Here is a 13,080-nt window from a genome sequence, read left to right as displayed (position 1 = left end):
AAGGTGCGGCTAATCCCCGCGCCTTTTTTGTTTGCGGCAAGGCCGCGCAGAACTGCTCGGACTGCGAAACAATCGCTTCCGTCACTCCGGCTTTGATCCACTTCTGTCCGGCTTACATCAGGCTCATCAAGGAGCGAAAACTTAGCTTCTCCGTCATACCGGCCTTGAGCCGGTATACAGCCGACGTGCGTCTGCACGGCGAGAAGAGTCCTTTCAGCCCAATGACTTGGGCTGGCTGGATACCGGCTCAAGGCCGGTATGACGGAGGGAAGGAACTCGGCAGAACTCGCTCGCTGCCCCCTCGCAAACGCAAAAAAATACCCGGCACAAAGGCCGGGCAGGTAGGGAGGATGTTATTATGCGTGACGCCCCGGAGGAGGACGGTCACGGTTTTGGAGCCGTCATGCGCCTTCATATTCCAGTGAGGCGCCGATCAGTTCGCGCGCATAGGGATGCGTCGCCCTATTGCCGGCGATAGCGTCGCGCGGCAGGATTTCGGTGATGTCGCCACGCAGCATCACGGCGAAACGGTCGCACATGTGATCAACGACGGCGAGATCGTGCGTCACCATGATATAGGTGAAGCCGCGTTCTTCGCGCAGGCGCTGCAACAGGTTGAGGATTTCCGCCTGCACCGAGACATCGAGGGCCGAGGTCGGCTCATCAAGCAGGAGCAGAGACGGTTCGAGGATCAGCGCCCTGGCGATCGCAACACGCTGCCGCTGGCCGCCGGAAAGCTGATGCGGGAAGCGGTCGAGAAAGGAGACGGGCAGGCCGACATCGGTGATGACCTTGCGCATGCGCTCTTCACGGTCGCCGAGCTTGTGGATCGCAAGCGACTCCGAAAGCACGGTGCGCACCGACTGGCGGGGATGTAGCGAGCCGTATGGGTCCTGAAACACCATCTGCAACGTGCGGCAGCGCTCGATCAGCGGCATGTCGCGAACTGACTTGCCATTGATGAGGATTTCGCCGCTCCAGAAATCGTTGAGCATCGACACGCAGCGCAGCACGGTGGATTTACCCGAGCCGCTTTCGCCGACCAGCCCGAAGCACTCGCCGGGTTCGACGCGGAAGGACACCGAAGGCAGCACTTTCAGCGCCGTATGGCCGCTGCCGAAGGTGATGGAAAGATCGCGGGTTTCGACGGAAACGGCCATTATACGTTCTCCTCCAGCCATTCGGGACGGCGATCCAGCACCGCGAGCGGCGCGCGCGAGCCGCCGATGCGCGGCTGCGCCGCCAAAAGGCCGCGCGTATAGGGGTGCTGCGCCTGATCGAGATCGCGCGCGGCAAGTGTTTCCACCACACGGCCGGCATACATGATGAGAACCCGGTCGCAGAAATTGCGCACGAGATTGAGGTCATGGCTGATCATGATGAGGCCGATGCCGCGATCCCGCACCAGGCCATCGAGAATATTCAGCACCTGCAACCGCACCGTCACATCCAGCGCCGAGGTCGGCTCGTCGGCAATGACGAGATCGGGATCGGCAAGCAGCATCATGGCGATCATGACGCGTTGGCCCATGCCGCCGGAAATTTCGTGCGGATATTGCTCGTAGACGCGCGCGGCGTCGCGGATTTTCACCGCGTCGAGCATGGCGAGCGCCTTTTCCCGCGCTTCCGACCTCGACGCCTTGAAGTGGCGAAGATAGGTCTCCGTCACCTGATCGCCGACCCGGCGAATGGGGTTGAGCGAAAATTTCGGATCCTGAAGGATCATCGACATGCGCCGTCCGCGAACCTTCAGCATCTCTTTTTCACTGAGTGCGAGAAGATCGAGACCCTCGAAATCCAGCTTGTCGGCAGTGATCGTCGCCGATGGCAGAAGGCGCAGCAACGCCCGGCCCACGGTGGATTTGCCCGAGCCGCTTTCGCCGACGATGCCAAGCCGTTCCCGGCCAAGCGTGAAGGAGATGCCTCGCACGGCTTCCGTCGGCGAGCCGCCGTAGCGGATGCGGAGATTTTCGACGTCAAGGATTGGTTTTTCCATGGTCTTATCTCCGGTTCATCTGCTTCGGATCGAGCGCATCCCGCAGGCCATCGCCTAAAAGGTTGAAGGCGAGGCTGACGGAGAGGATTGAAATGCCGGGGAATGTCACAAGCCACCAGCTATCCAGCATGTAACGCCGGCCGGTGGCGATCATCGCCCCCCATTCTGGCAGCGGCGGCTGCGCGCCAAGACCGAGGAAGCCGAGGCCAGCGGCAGTCAGAATGACGGTCGCCATGTTCAGCGTCAGGCGGATCAGCACTGAAGGCAGGCACATGGGCATGATCGATTTGACGATGATGCGAAACGGCGAGGCGCCCTGAAGCCTTGCGGCGGCGATATAATCCGCCTTGCGAAACGTCATGGCTTCGGCGCGGGCGAGACGCGCAATCGGCGGCCATGAGGTGAGCGCAATGGCGATGATCGCATTGTTGAGGCTCGGCCCAAGTGCTGCGACAAAAGCGAGCGACAGGATGAGGCTCGGGAACGACAGGAAGATATCCGTGATGCGCATCATCACCGTATCGAACTTGCCGCCCAGATAACCCGAGGCCGTACCGACCAGAAGACCGACCGGACCGACGATGACCGACACCAGCGTTATGATGGTCAGCGTGATGCGCGCACCCCAGAGCAGGCGGCTGTAGATATCACGGCCCAGCTCGTCGGTGCCGAAGAAATGGCCGTTGCCCGGCGGTTGCAGCGTGTTGGCGAGGTTCTGCACGTAAGGATCGTGTGTCGCCAGCCACGGCGCGAAAATCGCCGAAATGACGAGCAGCAGCAATATCACCAGACCGAAAGCCGATGTCGGGCTTTTCAGCAGGAAGAGGACGATGTTCTTCAGCGCGTTCAACGGCACCGGAAGACGTGAGGAAGTTTCTGCACGAGCCGTCATCAGCGGGTCCTCGGATCGAAAAAGCGATAAAGAATGTCGGACAGAAGATTAAGCCCGATGAAGATGACGCCGACGATAAGCACGCAGGTCATCACGGCATTCATGTCGCCGATGATAAGATTGCTGGTCAGATATTGGCCGAAACCCGGCCAGGCGAACACGGTCTCGATAAGCACCGCGCCTTCCAGCAGCGAGCCGTAGGCAAGGGCGATGATGGTGACCAGCTGCACGCGAATATTGCCGAAGGCATGCAGCCACACCGTCTGCCGCTGCGACAGGCCTTTGACACGCGCTGTCGTCACATATTCCTGGCCCAGCTGATCCAGCATGAAGCTGCGCGTCATGCGGGTAATATAGGCCGAGGAGGAATAACCGAGCAAAGCGGCGGGCAGGATAAGGTGGTTGATCGCCGACCAGAACACTTCCATATCGCCCGCCAGCAGGCTGTCAATAAGCAGAAAGCCCGTCCGTTCTTCCACGAGACCAATATAGAACTGGTCCATGCGACCACCGCCGCCGACAAGGCCGAGATGGGCGTAAAAAACGATCAGCGCGATCATGCCGGTCCAGAAGATCGGCATGGAATGGCCAAACAGGCTGAGAACCCGCACGAGATGATCCTGCCAGCGGTCTTTCTTGACGGCGGCATAAACGCCCATGGGAATGCCGAGACCCGCACCGATCAGGATCGCGAAGGTGGCAAGCTCCATCGTCGCCGGCATGACCCTTATGATGTCTTCGATTACGGGGCGGCCCGTGCGGATCGAGGTTCCGAAATTGCCGGTGAACACGTCGCCGAGATAATAGATGAACTGCTGCCACAGCGGCCGGTCGAAGCCGAGCGCATGAAAAACCTGTTCATAGGTTTCGCGCGTCGCATCCTCGCCGACGATGGCCCGCACGGGATCGGCAGGCATCAGGCGGCCAATGAAAAAGGTCAGCAGCAACAATCCGAGCAGCGTGACCGCAATACTTCCGATCTGGCCGGACAGGCCATACAGCGAAAGACGTCTTTTTGACATGGTTCCTCCCTTGCCAGAAGTCGACCGGCGCGAAGAACAAAGGCACGATCCTGTCTGACAACTATCGATAAGTTGTCACAGGTGTTGAAAGCTGTCAAGCAAGCAAGCTGTGAAATCTGTGCTGGGACTTATTTCGAAATAGGGAAAGGCCGTCAGGGGCGAAGCGACCCTGCTGGGTTGCTACCGGGTTGGCAGGCGGAGGATTCTTTGAAAGCACTTCCATTGGAGGTCATTCCACCCGAAACAAGCCGGGATCGAATCCAAATGGGATTTTAGGTGGGCATAAAAGCGCGGTCACAGCGCGGATGTACCACAACGTCAAACCCGTCCGTAACCACAGCAATGAAATAAGCTCACTCACTCCGCTGCTGTGCGCGAGCGCAGAAGCACCTTGTAGCGTTCAAGACTGCCGCGCAGATGCGCCGCCATATATTGGCGCGCGGCATCGGCATCACCTTCGATGATGGCGTCGACAATCCTCGCATGCTCCTCCTGGAGATGCAGATTATAGTCCTTCGGACGCGCGCCGGGTGCAGCACCCTGCAATTCCCCGCGAGGAATGATGCCGGAGCGGATCAGCTGAAGAAATTCCGGGAAACGCCGGTTCTGCGTCGCCTGAGCAATCGCCAGATGGAATTCGAAATCGGCATCGCGTGTTGGCAGCCCCGCGGCGAGACAATCACCAATCTGCCGATGCGCATCGACAATCGCCTCCACCTGCACGGCGGAACGGCGCGATGCCGCAAGCCCGGCGGATTCAACCTCGAAAACCGTGCGCAATTCCAGCAATTCGATCACCGAGGAAATCCGCCCGACAGCCAGATCGTTGAAAGGCAGTTCCTTGGCCGGTTTCGTTTCCACGGCAAAAACGCCCGCGCCCTTGCGGGCTTCAACGAGACCATCGGCGCGCAGAATGGCGATGGCTTCGCGCACCACGGTGCGGCTGACGGAATATTCACGCGTGAGCGCGCTCTCGCTCGGAAGACGGTCACCGGGGAGGAACACGCCTTCCGACAAATCCCGTCTCAGTGCAGAACTGATTTTCGCCGCGAGCGATACCCCCTGCTTCGTGCTCTCAACGTCCATTCCAGCCCACCTGTTTTTAACCTGTCTGGCATGTTAGCAAACACCCGCAACATTGCAAGGGCCGGGGCGCCTTGACGACTGGCTGCCTTGCCTGCTCCTCGCGGTCATCCATCTTGGGCGAAGCCTTGCGCCAGCCAGAATACCCTGTCACGAACGATATCAAATCAACCCAGACGCTCGATAAGAAATTTCCAACTCTTGCAAGAAAACGATATACATTATACAATAACATATATTAATTTAGAACAACAGGAGATGCTGATGAGCGCCGTCAAGATCAACGAGCGTCTAACCGTAGCCGGCCAGCCGGAGATCGCCGATTTCCCTTCACTCTCCGCTCAAGGCTATAGAGGCATCATCAACGCTCGACCGGATGGAGAAGACGCCGGCCAGCCGGGCAACATGCGGGAAAAAAGCGCCGCCGGTACGGCAGGTCTGACTTACAGCTTCATTCCGGTGACCGGACCGACCATGACCGAGGCCGATATTCGGGCCTTCCAGCAGGCGATGGCCGCGGCCGACGGCCCTGTTTTTGCCCATTGCAAAGGCGGTACCCGCGCGTTGACACTCTACGTGCTCGGCGAAGCGCTTGACGCGCGTATACAGCAAAGCGAAATCGAGGCTTTCGGCAGGACGCATGGTTTTGACCTGTCCGGCGCGGTTCGCTGGCTGGAACGGCGGACTTTGGCGACGCCGCACGTCAAGGCATTCTTCGATCCACGTACATCCAGCCTGCAATACGTCGTCTCGGACCCAGCGACCGGACGCTGCGCCATTATCGACCCCGTCTATGATTTTGATGAGAAATCCGGCGCGACGGGCACGATGAATGCCGATGCCATTCTGGCCTATGTCGAAAGCGAGGGCCTTTCGGTAGAATGGATACTCGACACCCATCCGCATGCCGACCATTTTTCTGCCTCCCATTATCTGAAACAGAAAACCGGCGCGCAGACCGCCATCGGCGCAAAAGTTACCGGCGTGCAAAAGCTCTGGCAGGCGAAATACAATTGGCTCGACCTTGAGACCGATGGCTCGCAATGGGACCGGCTGTTTGAAGCAGGTGACAGGTTCAACATCGGTTCGCTGGAAGCCCGCGTGCTGTTTTCCCCCGGCCACACGCTGGCTTCCGTCACCTATGTGGTGGGCGACGCCGCCTTTGTGCATGATACGGTTTTCATGCCGGATTCCGGCACCGCGCGCGCCGATTTTCCAGGCGGCAGCGCCAGGGAGCTTTGGACTTCCATTCAGGATATCCTTGCCCTTCCTGACGAAACACGGCTTTTTACCGGTCATGACTACCAACCCGGCGGTCGCGCGCCGAAATGGGAAAGCACGGTCGGAGAACAGAAACGCAACAATCCGCATCTGGCCGACATGACGGAAGAAGGCTTCATCCGTCTGCGCGAAGCTCGGGATCGCACCTTGCCGATGCCCAAGCTCATTCTGCACGCATTGCAGGTCAATATCCGAGGCGGCCGTCTGCCGGAACCGGAGGCCAACGGCAAACGCTACCTCAAATTCCCGCTCGATGGGCTGGAGGGCAGCACATGGTGAAGGACAATATATGGCAACAGGCTCCGCGCATCACCGAAATCCCCCTGCCCGCCATGGAAGAACGCGCCGTCGAAGTTGCGCTGCTTTTAAAGACACTCGCCCATCCCGCCCGGCTGATGCTGGCCTGCACACTGGCGCAGGCAGAATTTTCCGTCGGCGAACTGGAGGCGAAGCTTGATATTCACCAGCCCACGCTTTCCCAGCAGCTTGGCGTGCTGCGGGAAGCGGGTGTTGTCGAAACCCGGCGCGAAGCCAAGCAGATTTTCTACCGGATGAGCGAGACGAAAGCGGCCCAGCTTATCGAAGCTCTCTACGCCATATTCTGTGCGCCGGAGGCGGCCGCGTGAGCCCCTATTGGCCCTCGCTTTTCGGCGGCATGCTTCTCGGTCTTGCAGGCATCCTTCTGTTTCTGTTCAACGGCCGCATCGCCGGCATCAGCGGTATCATGGGCAGGATGCTCGGCCGGGAGCGGCGTCTCGCCGATCTGGCGTTCGTGGCCGGCCTGCTGGCCGGGCCTTATCTTTACGCCGCCGCATTTGGCCGGCTTCCCGCAGTAACCATAGTCGCACCGTGGCCACTGATCATCATTGCCGGCCTGCTGGTGGGTTTCGGCACGCGCATGGGCTCCGGCTGCACCTCCGGCCACGGCATCATGGGGCTGGCGCGATTTTCCCGGCGCTCCATCGCCGCAACCGCAACCTTCCTGATGACCGGCATTCTTGCTGCAACAATAACGGGAGCCCTATCATGAAAAATCAAGCCATGGCGCGTGTTGTGCTGGCATTGGTCGCAGGAGCACTGTTCGGTTTCGGCCTGTCGCTCTCCGGCATGGTCGATCCGGCTCGCGTTTCAGGTTTTCTCGATGTGGCGAGCGACCATTGGGACCCGAGCCTGATGTTTGTTCTTGGCGGTGCAGTCTCGGTCGCCGTGCCGGGTGTTCTGCTCAGCCGTTTTATTGCCAGGCCGGTTCTTGCCGAAGACTTCAGCCTTCCGGCAAAAACCCGCATCGACCGGCCCCTCATCCTTGGTTCAGCCATTTTCGGCATCGGTTGGGGGCTTGCCGGTTTCTGCCCCGGCCCGGCATTGTCGGCTTTCGCTCTCGGGCTTTTGCCGGTCATTCTTTTCGTCTGCGCCATGATTGCAGGCATGTTGGCGCATGATCGCCTCCTGGCAAAAGAGCCGTAGCTCAACCGGTCAACGTTCATACGACAAGCATGATAAAGATGGCCTGCGCGGGTGGCAAAGCACCCGCGCGAAGACCTTCGACTACAGGTCGATCAGGCTCTTGCCCGTCATTTCCGGGGGCAGCTGCACGTTCATCAGTTGCAGCAAGGTGGGCGCAACATCGGCAAGAATGCCGTCATGCAGCTTTGCACCCTGCGGGCCGCCAAACAGGATCACCGGCACCGGATTGGTGGTATGCGCCGTGTGCGGGCCGCCGGTCACAGGGTCAACCATGGTTTCGCAATTACCATGGTCGGCAATCACCAGCATCGCGCCGCCGACTTTTTCCAGAGCAGCAACGACCGCGGCAAGTCCGCGATCCACAGCTTCGCAGGCTTTGATCGCCGCTTGCAGATCACCTGTATGGCCGACCATGTCCGGATTGGCGAAATTGGTGACGATCAGATCATAACCCTTGCCGATCGCCTCAACGAATTTCTCCGTCACTTCCGGCGCACTCATTTCCGGCTGCAGATCATACGTCGCAACCTTGGGGGATTTCGGCATGAAGCGGTCTTCGCCCACCTCCGGCTCTTCCTTGCCGCCATTCAGGAAGAAGGTGACATGCGGATATTTTTCGGTTTCGGCGAGACGGAACTGCGTCAGCCCCTGTTTTGCCACCCATGCGCCCAGCGTATTGGCGATATCGCGCTTCGGATAGGCCGTCGCCATGAAAGCAGCGTGCCGGGTGGAATATTCCACCATGCCAAGCGATGCCGAAAGCACCGGCTTTTCACGGGCAAAACCATCAAAATCATCCGCACCGATGGCAAGCAGGATTTCACGGGCGCGGTCGGCGCGGAAATTCAGGCAGAACAACCCGTCGCCGGCCTTGAAACCCTCATAACCATCGATCACCGTCGGCAGGATGAATTCATCTGTCACATTGTTCTTGTAGCTCTGCGCGACCGCGCTCACCGCATCCGACGCATGTTCGCCCTTGCCGAGAACCATGGCGTCATAGGCCTTTTCAACGCGCTCCCAGCGGTTGTCGCGATCCATCGCATAATAACGGCCAATCACGGTGCCGATGCTGGCGCCTTGCGGCAGGCTCGCCACGAGCGCTGCCACAAAATCCTCAGCCGATTGCGGCGCAACATCGCGGCCATCGGTGATGGCATGCACGACGACCTTCACACCGTGGCTGATCATCAGCTTCACCGCCGCCTGGCCGTGGAGAATATGGCCATGGACGCCGCCATCGGAAACGACGCACATCAGATGCGCTACGCCGCCCGCGGTCTTTACCTTGGCGGCGAAATCAAGCATCGCCGCATTGCGGAAAAAGCTGCCATCTTCGATGGCGAGATCAATCTGTCCGAGATCCATGGCAACGATGCGGCCGGCACCGATATTGGTATGGCCGACTTCGGAATTGCCCATCTGCCCGGTGGGCAGGCCGACATTCGGGCCGAAAGTGGTCAGCGTCGCATTCGGGCAGGTGGCGAAAAGCCGGTCCATGGTGGGCGTGTTCGCCAGAACAGGCGCATTGCTGGATTTGTCCTCGCTTAAGCCCCAGCCATCGAGAATAGTCAGGACAACGGGTTTGGGAGTGCGCATGGGAGGACCTTCTTCTTCATTCGGTTGCCGGCGGACAGCGAAGCGTTGGGTACCGGAGCGCCCCCGTCCGCCACTATGATCATGATGAGAAAACACGGCTTCTCGTTCTTTCTCTTCTATACCCGAAGATCGCGAACGCAAGCCTATACCGACACCGAAACAGTTCCGTGAAGCCGGAGTGCTTCACGGAAAAAAAGCTTTCAGCCGTCGATGAAGATCAGAGCCGGCTTTTCCAACAGCGCTTTGATGGCATGGATGAAGACGGCGGCATCCCAGCCGTCGACAACCCGGTGATCGAAGCTGGACGACAGGTTCATCATCTTGCGCGGCACGAAGCGCGTTCCATCCCAGACTGGCCGCATCATGATCTTGTTGACGCCGATGATCGCCACTTCAGGATGGTTGATGATGGGTGTCGAAACCACACCGCCCAATGCCCCGAGCGAACTGATGGTGATGGTGGAGCCCATCAGTTCTTCCCGATGCGCCGTGCCGGTACGGGCAGCTTCGGCAACGCGTGCGACTTCGTCTGCACATTGCCAAAGGCCGAGCGTTTCGCTGTGGCGCACAACCGGAACGGTGAGGCCGGACGGTGTCTGCGTGGCGATGCCGATATGGACGGCTTCGTAGTGGCGGACGACACCGTTCTCGTCATCGAAAGTGGCATTCATGCCGGGATGATCGGCCACTGCTTTCACCAGAGCGCACATCAGAAACGGCAGGATCGTCAGTTTCGGCTGTCCGGAACGACGATTGCCGTTCATGGTCGCGCGCAAATCCTCCAGATCGGTCACGTCGACTTCCTCGACATAGGTGATGTGCGGAATACGGGAGGCGGAGAGCACCATCTTCTCGGCGATCTTGCGCCGCAGCCCCGTGACCTTCACTTCCTCGACGGCGCTGTCGTGGGGCGCTACTGGCTCGCGGCGCTCCGGCCGTCCCCGCACGGTTAAGAACCCATCGAGATCGGCATGGGTGATATGCCCGTCCGGCCCGGTTCCCTTGACCTTTGTGAGATCAATATCGAGATCGTCGGCACGCTGACGAACAGCGGGAGACGCCAGCGGTTTATGATGCGGTTCGGCTGGAAGTGGCGGCGGCGAATCCTCGGCGGGACGCGCAGCCGGCTGGGTTTCAACGGGTGGCGGTGCTTCCGTCATATCCGCCGGCGCTTCCGCTTCCAGCACGTTGCCCTCGGGAGCGGCGGCAGAGACATCGGTTTCGATGCGGACGAGCGGTGCTTTCACTGGCACGGTGTTTCCGACCGTCACGGCCAGCCAGGTGACGATGCCCGCCACCGGCGACGGAATTTCGACCGTCGCCTTGTCAGTCATCACGGCGGCCAGCACCATGTCCTCATGCACCGGATCACCCGGTTTGACGTTCCATTCCACCAGTTCAGCTTCAGCGACGCCTTCGCCGACATCGGGCATTGTAATGGTATATTCCGCCATAATCAGGCCTCCATGACTTCGACAAGTGCGCGTCCGACGCGGGCGGGTCCGGGAAAATAGTCCCATTCCTGCGCATGCGGGTAAGGCGTATCCCAACCGGCGACACGAACGACGGGAGCCTCCAGATGATAGAAACAATGTTCCTGCACCAGTGACACCACCTCTGCCCCGAAGCCGGAGGTCAGCGTCGCCTCATGCACCATGACGCAGCGGCCGGTCTTGGAGACGGATTTGACGATACTATCGAGATCAAGCGGCAGCAGGCTCCGCAGATCGATGATCTCGGCATCCACACCGGTTTCTTCCGCTGCCGCCAGCGCCACATGCACCATGGTGCCATAAGCGATGACGGTGACAGCGTTTCCGGGGCGGCGGATTTCGGCCTTGCCGATGGGGATGGTGTAGTGCCCTTCCGGCACCTCGCTCATCTCGTGCTTGGACCACGGTGTTACCGGCCGGTCGTGATGACCGTCGAAGGGACCGTTATAGAGTCGCTTCGGCTCCAGAAACATCACGGGATCGGGGTCTTCGATCGAGGCGATCAACAGCCCCTTGGCATCATAAGGGTTGGAGGGAACAACCACCTTCAGCCCGCAGACATGGGTGAAAAGCGCTTCCGGGCTCTGGCTATGCGTCTGCCCGCCGAAAATGCCGCCGCCGGTCGGCATTCTAAGCACGATCGGGCAGGTAAAATCGCCATTGGAGCGATACCGGATACGTGCCGCCTCCTGGGTAATCTGGTCATAGGCGGGATACATGTAATCAGCGAACTGGATTTCGACACAGGGACGCAACCCGTAAGCTGCCATGCCGATGGCCGTGCCGACAATGCCAGATTCGCTGATCGGCGCATCGAAACAGCGGGTTTTTCCGTATTTCCCCTGCAGCCCCTGCGTGGCGCGGAAGACGCCGCCGAAATAACCCACATCTTCACCGAACACCACGACATCGTCGCTGCGCTCCATGGACACATCCATGGCGCTGCGGACGGCTTCAATCATCGTCATTCTTGCCATGTCTTACCATCCTGCCTTCTGGCGCTGGCGGGCGAGATGCGGCGGCATCTCCTCGTAAACGCCTTCGAAAATATCCTTTTTCGGCGGTTTTTTGCCTTCATGCAGCGTGCCGTGGCTTTCCGCCTCGCGTTGCGCTTCCAGCACTTCGTCGGCGATTTCCGCCTCCGCCTGCCGGTGCCGCTCTTCCGACCAGACGCCGCGCAGGGTGAGATGTTTCTTAAGCCTGAGAACAGGATCGCCCAGCGGCCAGGCTTCGGATTCGGTCTTGGGGCGATAGGCGCTTGGATCATCCGAGGTGGAATGGGCACCGACGCGATAGGTCACATATTCGATCAGCGTCGGGCCGAGATTGCGGCGCGCCCGCTCCACCGCCCAGCGCGCCACGGCATAAACGGCGAGATAATCATTGCCATCGACCCTGAGTGCGGGAATACCGAAGCCCAGCCCCCGCGCCGCAAATGTGCCGGAGCCGCCGCGCGCAATGCCCTGAAAGGTGGAAATGGCCCATTGATTGTTGACGATATTGAGAATGACCGGGGCCTTGTAAGTGGAGGCGAAGACCAGCGCGGAGTGGAAATCCGACTCCGCCGTCGAACCGTCGCCGATCCACGCAGCCGCAATCTTCGTATCGCCCTTGATGGCCGAGGCCATCGCCCAGCCGACCGCCTGGACATATTGTGTGGCGAGGTTACCGGAGACGGTGAAGAAGCCGTGCTCTTTCGAAGAATAGAGAACCGGCAATTGCCGCCCGTGCAGCGGGTCAAGCTCGTTGGAATAGATCTGGTTCATCATTGTGACGAGCGGATAGTCATCGGCGATCAACAGCCCCGCCTGCCGGTAGGTCGGGAAATTCATGTCGCCTTTGGAAAGCGCTTTGCGGAAGGCGCAACTGACCGCCTCCTCCCCCAGATGCTGCATGTAAAAGGAGGTTTTTCCCTGCCGCTGCGCCATCAGCATGCGGGCATCGAAAGCCCGAAGCCGCATCATGTTTTTGAGGCCGGCCAGTAATTCCTCGTCCGAAAGCAGCCCTGCCCACGGCCCGACAGCCTCGCCCTGATGATTGAGGACGCGAATGATCGAATAGGCGAGATCGCGCATGCTTTCCGGCGCTGCATCCACATCCGGGCGCGGCACGGAGCCGGCCTTGGGTATCTTCACATTGGAGAAATCCGGCTCCCCGCCGGGCCGCACCGCAGGCTCTGGAACATGCAGGCTGAGATGTGGCGTTTCGGTTATATCCATTCTACTCCTCCCGTCACGGTCTCCTCCAGAC

General features: G+C 59.8%; 13 protein-coding genes. 4 read left to right on the top strand and 9 right to left on the bottom strand.

The window, feature by feature from the left end; all coding sequences use genetic code 11:
• Window positions 1-401: 401 nt before the first annotated feature.
• The 5 genes from JZX89_RS05915 to JZX89_RS05895 all read right to left on the bottom strand — a co-directional run bounded on the left by JZX89_RS05915 (window position 402) and on the right by JZX89_RS05895 (window position 4,996).
• Window positions 402-1,160: an ABC transporter ATP-binding protein gene (locus tag JZX89_RS05915; protein ID WP_207133386.1), complete on the bottom strand. Its 759-nt coding sequence runs from the start codon at window positions 1,158-1,160 to the stop codon at window positions 402-404.
• Window positions 1,160-1,996, bottom strand: a complete 837-nt coding sequence (locus JZX89_RS05910; RefSeq protein ID WP_207133385.1) for an ABC transporter ATP-binding protein — start codon at window positions 1,994-1,996, stop codon at window positions 1,160-1,162. The genes JZX89_RS05915 and JZX89_RS05910 overlap by 1 nt, the downstream gene beginning before the upstream one ends.
• 4 nt (window positions 1,997-2,000) lie before the next feature.
• Window positions 2,001-2,888 carry an ABC transporter permease gene (locus JZX89_RS05905; RefSeq protein WP_207133384.1) on the bottom strand — a complete coding sequence of 296 codons (888 nt, stop codon included), beginning with the start codon at window positions 2,886-2,888 and terminating at the stop codon, window positions 2,001-2,003.
• Entirely contained in the window at window positions 2,888-3,910 is a 1,023-nt protein-coding gene (locus tag JZX89_RS05900; RefSeq protein ID WP_149899325.1) for an ABC transporter permease, read from the bottom strand. Before JZX89_RS05900 ends, JZX89_RS05905 begins: the two co-directional genes overlap by 1 nt.
• Before the next feature lie 357 nt (window positions 3,911-4,267).
• Window positions 4,268-4,996, bottom strand: a complete 729-nt coding sequence (locus tag JZX89_RS05895) for a FadR/GntR family transcriptional regulator (RefSeq protein ID WP_174373724.1) — start codon at window positions 4,994-4,996, stop codon at window positions 4,268-4,270.
• A 261-nt stretch (window positions 4,997-5,257) separates the two neighbouring features.
• Here JZX89_RS05895 and blh point away from each other — a divergent pair, with 261 nt between their 5' ends.
• From blh to JZX89_RS05875, 4 genes are read left to right on the top strand one after another with little or no spacing between them, the layout of a single operon-like run.
• Window positions 5,258-6,553: a bifunctional sulfur transferase/dioxygenase Blh gene (gene blh / locus JZX89_RS05890; RefSeq protein WP_174373725.1), complete on the top strand. Its 1,296-nt coding sequence runs from the start codon at window positions 5,258-5,260 to the stop codon at window positions 6,551-6,553.
• Complete coding sequence (gene bigR / locus JZX89_RS05885; RefSeq protein ID WP_153514597.1) at window positions 6,547-6,900, top strand: sulfite-sensing transcriptional repressor BigR; 354 nt, start codon at window positions 6,547-6,549, stop codon at window positions 6,898-6,900. The genes blh and bigR overlap by 7 nt, the downstream gene beginning before the upstream one ends.
• Window positions 6,897-7,304 carry a YeeE/YedE family protein gene (locus JZX89_RS05880; RefSeq protein ID WP_207133383.1) on the top strand — a complete coding sequence of 136 codons (408 nt, stop codon included), beginning with the start codon at window positions 6,897-6,899 and terminating at the stop codon, window positions 7,302-7,304. The genes bigR and JZX89_RS05880 overlap by 4 nt, the downstream gene beginning before the upstream one ends.
• Window positions 7,301-7,738 (top strand): YeeE/YedE family protein, encoded by a 438-nt coding sequence (locus JZX89_RS05875; RefSeq protein ID WP_207133382.1) that lies wholly within the window; start codon window positions 7,301-7,303, stop codon window positions 7,736-7,738. The genes JZX89_RS05880 and JZX89_RS05875 overlap by 4 nt, the downstream gene beginning before the upstream one ends.
• An 81-nt stretch (window positions 7,739-7,819) precedes the next feature.
• Here the strand turns inward: JZX89_RS05875 and gpmI are convergent, their stop codons facing one another.
• The 4 genes from gpmI to JZX89_RS05855 all read right to left on the bottom strand — a co-directional run bounded on the left by gpmI (window position 7,820) and on the right by JZX89_RS05855 (window position 13,049).
• On the bottom strand, window positions 7,820-9,337 hold the full coding sequence (gene gpmI, locus JZX89_RS05870; RefSeq protein ID WP_207133381.1) for a 2,3-bisphosphoglycerate-independent phosphoglycerate mutase: 1,518 nt from the start codon (window positions 9,335-9,337) through the stop codon (window positions 7,820-7,822).
• A gap of 200 nt (window positions 9,338-9,537) precedes the next feature.
• The gene (locus tag JZX89_RS05865) at window positions 9,538-10,791 is read right to left on the bottom strand and encodes a dihydrolipoamide acetyltransferase family protein (RefSeq protein ID WP_207133380.1); all 1,254 of its coding nucleotides are present in this window, start codon (window positions 10,789-10,791) and stop codon (window positions 9,538-9,540) included.
• Window positions 10,792-10,793: 2 nt separating this feature from the next.
• On the bottom strand, window positions 10,794-11,807 hold the full coding sequence (locus JZX89_RS05860; RefSeq protein ID WP_174373730.1) for an alpha-ketoacid dehydrogenase subunit beta: 1,014 nt from the start codon (window positions 11,805-11,807) through the stop codon (window positions 10,794-10,796).
• 3 nt (window positions 11,808-11,810) lie between these two features.
• A complete protein-coding gene (locus tag JZX89_RS05855; RefSeq protein WP_207133379.1) occupies window positions 11,811-13,049 on the bottom strand; it encodes a 3-methyl-2-oxobutanoate dehydrogenase (2-methylpropanoyl-transferring) subunit alpha in 1,239 nt (412 codons plus the stop codon).
• Between the last annotated feature and the right edge of the window lie 31 nt (window positions 13,050-13,080).

Source organism: Agrobacterium burrii, from assembly GCF_017313405.1.
GTDB lineage: Bacteria > Pseudomonadota > Alphaproteobacteria > Rhizobiales > Rhizobiaceae > Agrobacterium > Agrobacterium burrii.
Note: the sequence above shows the minus strand (reverse complement) of the source record. Positions and strands in the feature narration are given on the sequence as shown.